Genomic DNA, 7100 nt, shown 5'->3' with positions numbered 1-7100 from the left:
ATACAGTCTGGCCTGGTACCTACAGAAAGCCCCACAATTCTATCCGTATTAATACTTAATGCTTCGTCGTACAGCATCTTTAAATAGTGAGTTGGAGCGTATGTATTGGTATTGGGCTGGAAATAGATAATGAATTTTTCTGCCCTGTAATTTTTAAAGGCACGTTCCATGCCCTGCTCTATCTGTTCTTTGATGGTAGGCAGTTTCCGCGAAAGTTCCGGAGTAAAAGAATCAACGTTGCAATAGGTGCAGCCACCATAGCCCTTGCTCCCATCACGATTAGGACAGGTGAATCCTGCATCAGCAATAATCTTATATACACGCTGGCCGTCATACTTCTTTTTCAGGTAAGCTCCGTAATGATTATAATTCTTATGTCCGTAGTCTAAAGGTGTTCCCAAAACTCTATTTTTGCTCTGCAAAGATACGAATTCATAATAAGCCCCGGATCCTCATGCTCAGAATATATTACAAGAAAGACAAGAGACTTGCTAAAGAAACTGATATTAGCCTGCTTCGGGCAATTCCCATTATGGACTTAGTATGGGTCGATCTACAGAATTCGACGGTTGAAGAAAAAGTCACAATCGAGACGTATTTTGACATAAAGTACTCGTCAAAGGAAGAATCAGCCGAAATCGAAAGCTCTTCACGATTTAACGAACTTGATGATGAATTGATCATTAACTCAAATTTCCTATCCCTAAGAAATCAGGATTTCGACTACTGCCCGGTATCCATTGTGCTGGAAAAAGGCATCCTTTTTACCTACCGGGATGATGATTTAAAAACATTCGGCGAATCTGTAAAGAAGATCAGGTCCAACCCAGGCTCATTTACAAATGGCTACCAGATCTTGCTTACCGTTCTAGAGACTGGGATTGAACAGGATGCAGATATAATTGAAGGTCTTGCAAAAGATATAGCAGATCTGAACAAACGACTTACTCTTAACCGCAAACGCTCAGATGAAGAAATCCTCTTGAAGATCGCGTCTTTTCAGAATCACAATATTATGATGAGAGAGAATATAGTCGACAAACAAAGGCTTGTATCTTCATTAATGAAAAGCAGCCTCTTTCCGGAAGATTATATGAATGTCCTGAGAATAATGATGAAAGACATTGGCTCCCTTATCGAACACAATAAGTTTGCGTTTGAACGCCTGGAATATCTTCAGGACACCTTTATGGGATTGATAAACATCGAGCAGAATCGTGTGATTAAAATATTTACAGTTGCGACAGTTGCTTTTATGCCTCCGACCCTCATTGCCAGTATTTATGGCATGAATTTCAGGGCCATGCCCGAATTAGATTGGAACTTAGGATATTATTTAGCACTAATTTTAATGGTGCTTTCATCCGTGCTTACTCTCTTATATTTCAAGAAGAAAGACTGGCTATAGCTACAAACAATTCATTCTTCCCCGCGTTCCATATTAAGAAATGGTTTTAAACTTATCTTTAATACAGAAACGATGAATATACCTTCTAAAAATAAATCGAACGAGGATCAGCAGGGCTCATCTAAGTCGAATCAGGCTTTTAAATCAGGAAAAGAAGATCAAAAACAAAGGGGCATTTCCAACAGTGGCGGCCAGATGTCCTATCAAACCGATAATAAGCAGGCAACAGTTAACAAGGGAAATGTAAATCCCAGTGTACAGGGTAAGAAACAAGCTCCTCAGACACCATCCAAACACGGCCCTAAAAAAGGTTAAAAATTAACAATAAGTATACAGAGAAGGGGGATTTATTCCCCTTTCTTGTTTTTAATACCCTCCACTATTCTGGCTTGAAGGTCAATTATTCTTACCTTTAGCTATTCATAAAAAGGTAATGACCGAAGTTTATAAACCCAAACACAAGTTACGTTTTGTAACTGCCGCAGCTTTATTTGACGGACATGATGCTACTATCAACATCATGCGAAGAATCCTGCAATCTTCAGGAGCTGAAGTTATCCATCTGGGCCACAACCGATCTGTTCAGGAGGTTGTGGATTGCGCAATCCAGGAAGATGTCCAAGGAATTGCTATGACATCCTATCAGGGTGGCCATGTGGAGTATCTCAAATATATGTATGATCTGCTTCAGGAGAAGGGTGCTAAACATATAAAGATTTTTGCAGGCGGTGGCGGTGTAATTTTACCGTATGAAATCGAGGAGCTAAAAGAATACGGTATCACTCAAATCTATTCGCCAGATGATGGCCGAAAGATGGGTTTGCAAGGCATGATTAATGATATGCTGCAGAAATGTGATTTCCTCACCCGGGATAAACTGAATGGTGAACTTGCTGGAATAAAGAAAAAAGATTCCAAAGCGGTGGCATCCGCGATCACGCTCGCTGAAAATCATCCAGAACAGGCCGCAGGCTTTTTAAAAGAAATCTCTGTTCTTAATACGGACAAAAACATTCCTGTGGTCGGAATTACCGGAACAGGCGGAGCCGGTAAATCTTCTTTGGTGGACGAATTAGTACGACGGTTTCTAAATGAAACCGATAAGAGCATTGCAATTATTTCTGTAGATCCCTCCAAACGGAAAACAGGAGGGGCATTGCTTGGCGACAGGATTCGAATGAATTCGATAAATAGTCCCCGGGTATACATGCGATCACTTGCAACCAGGCAGGCAAATCTGGCTCTTTCAAAATACATTAAAGAATCAATAGATATATGTAAGGCAGCTGGTTACGATCTTATCATTATTGAAACCTCCGGAATCGGACAATCAGATACAGAAATTACGGAACATTCGGATGTGTCTGTGTACGTAATGACTCCGGAATTTGGCGCTGCAACACAACTCGAAAAGATTGATATGCTTGATTTCGCAGATCTGGTTGCAATTAATAAGTTTGATAAAAGAGGCGCACTTGATGCGATCCGCGATGTCCGCAAACAATTTAAACGCAATCATCACTTATTCGAAGCTGAAGACAAGGACCTTCCGGTAATCGGAACAATGGCTTCCCAGTTCAATGACCCTGGAATGAATACCTTGTTTGCAAAATTAATGCAGGTCATTAAAGATAAAACAAATGTCGGATTTGCTGTTAATAAGGATTCATTAGAAAACCAGCAAGAAAAAACATACATAATTCCTCCCGATCGCGTGAGATATCTCGCAGAAATTGCAGAAGCAAATGAGGAGTATTCCATATGGGTAGAAGAGCAATGTAAAATTGCTCAGCAAGTCTTTCAGATTAAAGGTGTGCTGGAGCTAAACAAGGACAAGGCTATAAGTGCAGTTCTAACAGAAATGTACAATACACTCGAAAGCGGACTCGACAAAGAATGCAAAAGGTTATTAGCTGAGTGGCCGGAAACTATCAAAAGTTATAAGGCTGATGAATTCGTCTTTAAGGTTCGCGACAAGGAAATACGTCAATCACTTTATTCCGAATCTTTATCTAAATTAAGGATCCCAAAAATTTCCCTTCCAAGGTATGAAGCATGGGGAGATGTTCTCCGCTGGCTGTTAACAGAAAATGTCCCTGGCGAATTCCCTTATGCCGCCGGAGTATTCCCTTTGAAACGGGAAGGCGAAGATCCAACAAGAATGTTTGCTGGTGAGGGTGGACCAGAGAGGACTAACAAACGATTTCATTATGTGTCCTTAGGACAGCCTGCGCATCGTCTTTCAACAGCCTTCGACTCGGTTACATTATATGGCGAGGATCCACATATAAGGCCAGATATCTACGGCAAAATCGGCAACTCTGGTGTAAGCATCGCCACCCTGAACGATGCAAAGAAATTGTATTCAGGCTTTGATCTATGTCATGCCTCAACATCAGTTTCGATGACTATAAACGGCCCTGCACCAATGCTTCTTTGTTTCTTTATGAACGCAGCCATCGACCAGCAATGTGAAAGGTATATTCAGAAAAATCAGCTTGAAGATGAAGTAAATAATAAAATCGAGGAGATTTACCGTACACAGGGTATCAGCAGACCCAAATATCAGGGCGAGCTACCTCCCGGAAACGACGGCTTAGGCTTGATGTTACTGGGGGTTACTGGTGATCAGGTATTACCGAAGGACGTTTACGATAAAATCAAAGCACTCGCTATTTCAAGTGTTCGAGGCACAGTTCAGGCTGATATTTTGAAAGAAGACCAGGCTCAGAATACGTGTATATTTTCAACTGAATTTGCCCTGCGGATGATGGGTGATATTCAGAAATATTTTATTGATAATCAGATTCGGAATTTCTATTCTGTTTCCATTTCCGGTTACCATATTGCGGAAGCAGGGGCTAATCCTATTTCACAACTGGCATTTACACTTAGCAATGGTTTCACCTTTGTTGAATATTACCTTAGCCGTGGAATGCATATCGATGATTTTGCTCCCAACCTTTCGTTCTTCTTCTCCAACGGATTAGATCCGGAATACTCCGTAATAGGTCGTGTAGCGAGATTGATTTGGGCAAAGGCGATTAAATATAAATACAACGGAAACGATAGGTCCCAAAAGCTAAAATACCACATTCAAACTTCCGGTCGTTCTTTACATGCGCAGGAAATTGATTTTAATGATATAAGAACTACTCTTCAGGCGCTTTACGCGATCTACGATAATTGTAATTCTTTGCACACCAATGCCTATGATGAGGCAATCACCACTCCAACAGAAGAATCTGTAAGGCGGGCAATGGCAATCCAACTGATCATAAACCGTGAACTTGGATTAGCTAAAAACGAGAACCCTTTGCAGGGGTCTTTTATTATTGAGGAGCTAACTGAACTGGTCGAAAAAGCAGTATTGGAAGAATTCAAGCGAATTAATGATCGTGGAGGAGTTTTAGGAGCGATGGAAACAATGTATCAGCGAAGTAAGATTCAGGAAGAATCATTGTACTATGAAACGCTTAAACACTCTGGAGAATTTCCGATAGTTGGTGTAAATACTTTCCTTAATAAGAATGGCTCACCAACCATAATACCTTCTGAAGTGATAAGAGCGACTGAAGAAGAAAAACAATTTCAAATCGAGGCACTGGAGGCTTTCCAGAAGCGCAATGCAGACCACTCAGTTCAGCTTTTGAAAAACTTGCAGAAGAAAGCCCTTGCAGGTGATAACATCTTCGAAAGTTTAATGGAAGTTTGTAAATGTTGCAGCCTTGGAGAGATTTCCCACGCACTTTATGAAGTAGGCGGTCAGTATCGAAGGAATATGTAATGCAGTTTTCAAATCCGGATATAGATATTTCAATGCTTCCTAAAGCGGAAGAAAGTAAACTCGTACCGGTTGACGAGCGCTATTATACAGTTCTAAGCTATAAACAGGTAGCATACTGGACTATCTTTTTTCTGATCACTTTGATTGTGATGATGCTCAACAGTGAATTCCACAGCTGGATGATGGTTGGGATAACACTCGCTGTTTTTGCAATTCTCTGCTTTTTAAACTTTAGGCTAACCTATCTCGATTTTAAGAGTAAGGCATATGCCGTAAGGGAACATGATATCCTTTATCAAACTGGCTGGCTGAAAAAAAGCCTGCATGTTTGCCCATATAACCGAATCCAGCATTGCTCTGTTGATGCCGGAGTTTTTGAAAGAAATCTTGGGATCAGTAAACTGAGGATTTTTTCTGCCGGTGGAAGTGATTCGGATATTGTAATCCCAGGACTCAGACCTGAGGAAGCTAATAATCTTAGGGAGCTGATCATCCTGAAAAATCAGCAGGAATGAAATCCTATAATTGGGAAGAATTTAGTCGCCAGCCCCATATGGCTGTTTGGCAGATCCTTTTAAAAAGCGTTATCCAGTTGATTAAAGCTTTCTGGCCTATAATTCTTGTAATCCTCGTAAGATCAGATGGCGAAGAAGATATTACCGAAAAGGTCATTTTTATTCTTTTCCCAACCATCGCTTTTATCACAGCCTTCGTTGAGTATCTATTCTTCAAGTTCAGGATCACAGACGAAGAAGTACAGGTAAAAAGCGGAATCTTTTCGCGTAAGCAGATTGCCCTGCCGCTTCAGAAAATTCAGGCTGTCCATATCAATCAGAACTGGATTCAAAAGATTTTTAATATTTCGGAGTTGGCTTTTGACACCCCTGGATCTGAAGAAGCGGAAGTAAAAATTCAGTTAAACACTCTCGAGGCAGAAAAATTAATGTCTTTTGTGCTTAATAAAAGGACTGAAAAGGAACTAAGTCAAAATAAGGATCACTTGATTTCCGATCTAAGCTTTAGGGATCTACTCAAACTGGGCTTAACCGCGAACCATTTTGAAACTCTCCTGATTCTGATAGGGGTATTTCTATCTTTCATTAATAACATTAAAGATATTCTTAAAGAATACAACGAAGATCTGCTGGAAATTTCAACCAATCGAATCCTTGAAAGCGGCATCATGTTTATAATCATGGGAATATTGGCTATCATGCTACTGTCTGTTATAGTTTCATTATTTCGGACCTTATTTGCATATATAAATTTCCGAATAACAAAAACAGACCAGGGCTTCAACATCAGCAAAGGCCTGATCAATAGCTCACAGCAATTAGTTCCGTTTAAGAAAGTGCAATATGTATCATGGAAGACCAATTGGCTGCGAAAAAAAGTCCCAATCTTCCTTTTCGAATTTCATACCATTGGCGGTAAAGCGATAAAAAATAATCTGAAAATTAAAGCCCCTGTCACCTCAGAACTTACCATTCAAAAACTCGCAACAACCTATATCCATGACATTCCTGAACAATTTGCCAGTAATTTAAAGATCCATCCATCATATTTATATAGAAATACCCTATTTTTCGGTATCATTCCATCAGCAATATTTGCTATTCCGCTCTTTCTTTTCACTGCTGAGCAAGCGCTGCTGTTGATACTGTTGCCCCTTTATGCATTTCTTTATTTTTGGTTGTACAGCAGAAAATTTCTCTTCTCATGGACAAGTAATCTTGTACATATCAACACCGGTATCTTTGGAAACCGGACAGTCCTCTTGAAATGGGATAAAATCCAATCTGTAAAAATCTCTCAAAGTCCATATCAGCAGCGAAAATTTCTCGCAGATCTATCCTTACACACAGCAGGCGGCACAATCACTGCACCTTATATTCCCCTGGAAGC

General features: G+C 40.2%; 5 protein-coding genes and 1 pseudogene. 5 read left to right on the top strand and 1 reads right to left on the bottom strand.

What is annotated here, in order from left to right:
- Positions 1-401: pseudogene (locus tag WBJ10_RS12340) on the bottom strand (TIGR01212 family radical SAM protein); the annotation flags it as partial.
- Between the two features lie 53 nt (positions 402-454).
- On the opposite strand from WBJ10_RS12340, the gene corA reads away from it, so the two are divergent.
- The 5 genes from corA to WBJ10_RS12315 all read left to right on the top strand — a co-directional run.
- Positions 455-1408, top strand: coding sequence for a magnesium/cobalt transporter CorA (gene corA / locus WBJ10_RS12335; protein WP_424290722.1), 954 nt, complete (start codon positions 455-457; stop codon positions 1406-1408).
- 72 nt (positions 1409-1480) lie between these two features.
- Entirely contained in the window at positions 1481-1723 is a 243-nt protein-coding gene (locus WBJ10_RS12330; RefSeq protein WP_424290720.1) for a hypothetical protein, read from the top strand.
- A gap of 118 nt (positions 1724-1841) precedes the next feature.
- On the top strand, positions 1842-5195 hold the full coding sequence (locus tag WBJ10_RS12325) for a methylmalonyl-CoA mutase family protein (RefSeq protein WP_424290718.1): 3354 nt from the start codon (positions 1842-1844) through the stop codon (positions 5193-5195).
- Positions 5195-5710 (top strand): PH domain-containing protein, encoded by a 516-nt coding sequence (locus tag WBJ10_RS12320; RefSeq protein WP_424290716.1) that lies wholly within the window; start codon positions 5195-5197, stop codon positions 5708-5710. Before WBJ10_RS12325 ends, WBJ10_RS12320 begins: the two co-directional genes overlap by 1 nt.
- Positions 5707-7100 (top strand): PH domain-containing protein (locus tag WBJ10_RS12315; RefSeq protein WP_424290714.1); only part of this gene is annotated, 1394 nt, incomplete at its 3' end. The genes WBJ10_RS12320 and WBJ10_RS12315, both read left to right, overlap by 4 nt.

The sequence above is a fragment of the Daejeonella sp. genome (assembly GCF_049655485.1).
Taxonomy (GTDB): Bacteria; Bacteroidota; Bacteroidia; order Sphingobacteriales; family Sphingobacteriaceae; genus Daejeonella.
This window is presented reverse-complemented; position numbering and strand designations above follow the sequence as displayed.